Annotated in this window: 3 protein-coding genes and 1 pseudogene; all 4 read left to right on the top strand. The window is 65.4% G+C overall.

Going from position 1 to position 2,841, the window contains the following annotated elements; translation table 11 throughout:
* Positions 1–29 precede the first annotated feature (29 nt).
* The 4 genes and pseudogenes from BGN95_RS01100 (at position 30) to BGN95_RS01085 (ending at position 2,826) form a co-directional block, all read left to right on the top strand.
* The gene (locus BGN95_RS01100) at positions 30–1,331 is read left to right on the top strand and encodes a thymidine phosphorylase family protein (RefSeq protein WP_286771368.1); all 1,302 of its coding nucleotides are present in this window, start codon (positions 30–32) and stop codon (positions 1,329–1,331) included.
* Positions 1,328–2,212 carry a ribose-phosphate pyrophosphokinase gene (locus tag BGN95_RS01095; protein ID WP_030541611.1) on the top strand — a complete coding sequence of 295 codons (885 nt, stop codon included), beginning with the start codon at positions 1,328–1,330 and terminating at the stop codon, positions 2,210–2,212. The genes BGN95_RS01100 and BGN95_RS01095 overlap by 4 nt, the downstream gene beginning before the upstream one ends.
* Positions 2,213–2,381: 169 nt before the next feature.
* Positions 2,382–2,577: pseudogene (locus tag BGN95_RS27210) on the top strand (hypothetical protein); the annotation flags it as partial.
* The gene (locus BGN95_RS01085; RefSeq protein ID WP_140159542.1) at positions 2,551–2,826 is read left to right on the top strand and encodes a hypothetical protein; all 276 of its coding nucleotides are present in this window, start codon (positions 2,551–2,553) and stop codon (positions 2,824–2,826) included. The pseudogene BGN95_RS27210 and the gene BGN95_RS01085, both read left to right, overlap by 27 nt.
* Positions 2,827–2,841 lie beyond the last annotated feature (15 nt).

Raw genomic sequence — 2,841 nt, 5'->3', positions numbered from 1 at the left:
GTTCCGCGGAGGCTCCAGCGCCCGGCGAGATCGGCCTCTCGGAATCCGCATGGCAGCGGCTCGGCGTCAGCGAGGGCGATCCGGTCGAGATCGCGCACGCCCAGCCTCTCGCCTCGCTCGCCGAAGTGCGTCGGCGTATCTATGGCAATCGTCTCAGTGACGGGGCTTTTTCAGCGATCATCACCGACATCGCCGAGCGACGCTATAGCGATGTCCATCTCTCGGCATTCGTCACGGCCTGCTCGGCGGTCCCGCTCGATACGGACGAAACGATCAGCCTGACCAGGGCGATGGTCGATGTCGGCGAGCGATTGCAGTGGCCCGGAACGGTCATCGTCGACAAGCATAGCGTCGGTGGATTGCCGGGCAATCGCACCACGCCGATCATCGTCTCGATCATGGCCGCGGAGGGCCTGATCATGCCCAAGACATCGTCGCGGGCGATCACCTCGCCGGCCGGCACGGCGGACACGATGGAGGTGCTGGCACCTGTCGACCTCGACGTTTCCGCAATCCGCAAGGTGGTCGAGCGCGAAGGCGGCTGCATCGCCTGGGGCGGCGCCGTCAATCTCAGCCCTGCCGACGACGTGATCATCGGCGTGGAGCGCGTGCTCGATATCGATGCCGTCGGGCAGATGGTCGCCTCGGTGCTGTCCAAGAAAGTCGCGGCCGGTGCGACCCATCTGGTCATCGACATCCCGGTCGGGCCGACCGCCAAGGTCCGCGGAGCCGCTGCCGCCGACACCCTCGAGCGCGCGCTGAGCTCGGTCGCCCAAGCCTTCGGGCTTCGCACGCGCGTGATGCGCGGCCCCGGCGCGGAGCCGATCGGACGGGGCATCGGTCCGGCGCTCGAGGCGCAGGATATCCTTGCCGTGCTCCAGGGGCAGCCTGGCGCCGAGGATCTCGCCCACCGGGCCTGCGAGCTGGCGGGAGGACTGCTTGAGCTCGCGGACGCGGCCCCGGCCGGCGAAGGCTATGCGCGTGCGCGGGCGTGCCTCGAAAGCGGCCGGGCCTGGGCCAAGTTCCAACGTATCTGCGAAGCGCAGGGCGGCATGCGGGCTCCACCGGTCGCCCGGTTCCAACAGGATATGATCGCTCCCTATAGCGGCCGCCTGGTGAGTATCGACAATCGCAAGCTCGCGACGGTCGCGAAGCTTGCCGGCGCGCCGATGGCCAAGGCCGCCGGCGTCGCGCTGCAGTGTCGGCTGAACCAGATGGTGGATGCCGGGGCTCCCTTGAGCACCATTCATGCCGAGAGCCCGGGCGAGCTCGATTATGCGGCGGCCTATGCGGTGAGCGACGGGCCGATCTTCGGGATTGAAGCGCTATGAACCGTCCCGTGCTGTTCGCGCTGTCTGGCAGCGAGGCCCTGGCACAGCCGCTATCCGCCGCACTCGATGCAGAGGTCGGCACGATCGAGCATCGTCAGTTTCCCGACGGGGAAACCTATCTCAGGGTCGTAAGCGACATCAGCGACCGCGACGTCATCCTGCTGTGCAGTCTCGATCATCCGGACGCCAAGCTGTTGCCGCTGCTGTTCGCAGCCGACACCGCGCGCGATCTGGGCGCTCGCAGGATCGGGCTCGTCGCCCCCTACCTCGCTTACATGCGCCAGGACATTCGCTTCCATGCCGGCGAGGCGGTGACGTCGCGAACCTTTGCCGCGATCCTGTCCCGCCATCTCGACTGGCTGGTGACGGTCGATCCGCATCTCCACCGCTATCATGCGTTGTCGGAAATCTACCGCATCCCGACCCAGGTTGTTCATGCTGCGCGGCTTCTGGCCTCGTGGATCAAGCGCAATGTCGCTCGTCCGCTGATCATCGGTCCGGACCTGGAAAGCGAACAGTGGGTCTCGCAGGTGGCGGCCGATGCCGATGCTCCGTTTCTCGTGTGCGAGAAAATCCGGTCCGGCGACCGTGACGTCACCATCTCGATTCCGAATGCCCCAGCGTTTCTCGATCGCCAGCCGGTGCTGGTCGACGATATCGCCTCATCCGGCCGGACCCTCGCCGAGGCGGCGCGCCAGCTGGTCGGCATGGGGTTCGCGCGACCGGATTGCGTGGTCGTGCATCCGCTTTTCGCCGGCGATGCAGCGCAAGTCCTGGGTGGGCTCGTCGAGAGGATCGTGAGCACGAACGCTGTTGCGCATACCTCTAATGATATCGACGTGATGCCGGCGATTGCGGAGGCCGTTCGTCACGGAATTTGAACGGTGCGCTGCGCGTCAGTTCTTCAGTACTCAATGCTCAATGCACGATGAAAACGAACGCCCGGCAAACGCCGGGCGCATTCCCATCCATTGACCCTACACGAGCCCGAACCAATCTTCCGGGAACTTCGCTTTCGGAGAAAGTCGCGGCAGGAAAGGAGGATATGTCATGTCGCACACACGCTCTTTCCTTGATCCCTTCATCGTTGCTCGGACCCGCAGCTTGAGCCCGAAGTGAAGCCCGCCATCCTTGCATCCTGGGCGTCCGATCGCTCCGCCGTCGAGGGCCAACCGGCCCTCCGTCGCCCGCCAGCATCCCGGTGCCGGTCGACGATGTGATGGCAGCGCTGCGCTGGCTCGATCGCGCTGAGCGCGGCGCGGGCCTGGCATCCTTGGTTCGTCAGGAACAACCCGGTATCGGTGCCATCCTCGCCGGGAATATCGAAACTGCGACACGGAAGGCGGGCGATCTCTGCGATGATCAGCCTTCGATCTCAAAACCCTATGATCACCGGTTCGTGCTGAATCGGATTCGCCGTGCCGTAGCGGCGCGCGAGCGGAGCTGCGATCCGCCCCGGACATCGGCGTTACGGCGCGCTGCTGACACAGAATAGCGATTATCAGCTTCT

Source organism: Sphingomonas sp. 66-10 (assembly GCF_001897045.1).
GTDB classification, from domain to species: domain Bacteria; phylum Pseudomonadota; class Alphaproteobacteria; order Sphingomonadales; family Sphingomonadaceae; genus Sphingomonas; species Sphingomonas lycopersici.
This window is presented reverse-complemented; position numbering and strand designations above follow the sequence as displayed.

What these genes read in the sequence shown, in the direction of transcription:
- BGN95_RS01095 (WP_030541611.1), top strand. Translation starts at nt 1,328, where the DNA reads ATGAACCGTCCCGTGCTGTTCGCGCTGTCTGGCAGCGAGGCCCTGGCA.
- BGN95_RS01085 (WP_140159542.1), top strand. Translation starts at nt 2,551, where the DNA reads ATGGCAGCGCTGCGCTGGCTCGATCGCGCTGAGCGCGGCGCGGGCCTG.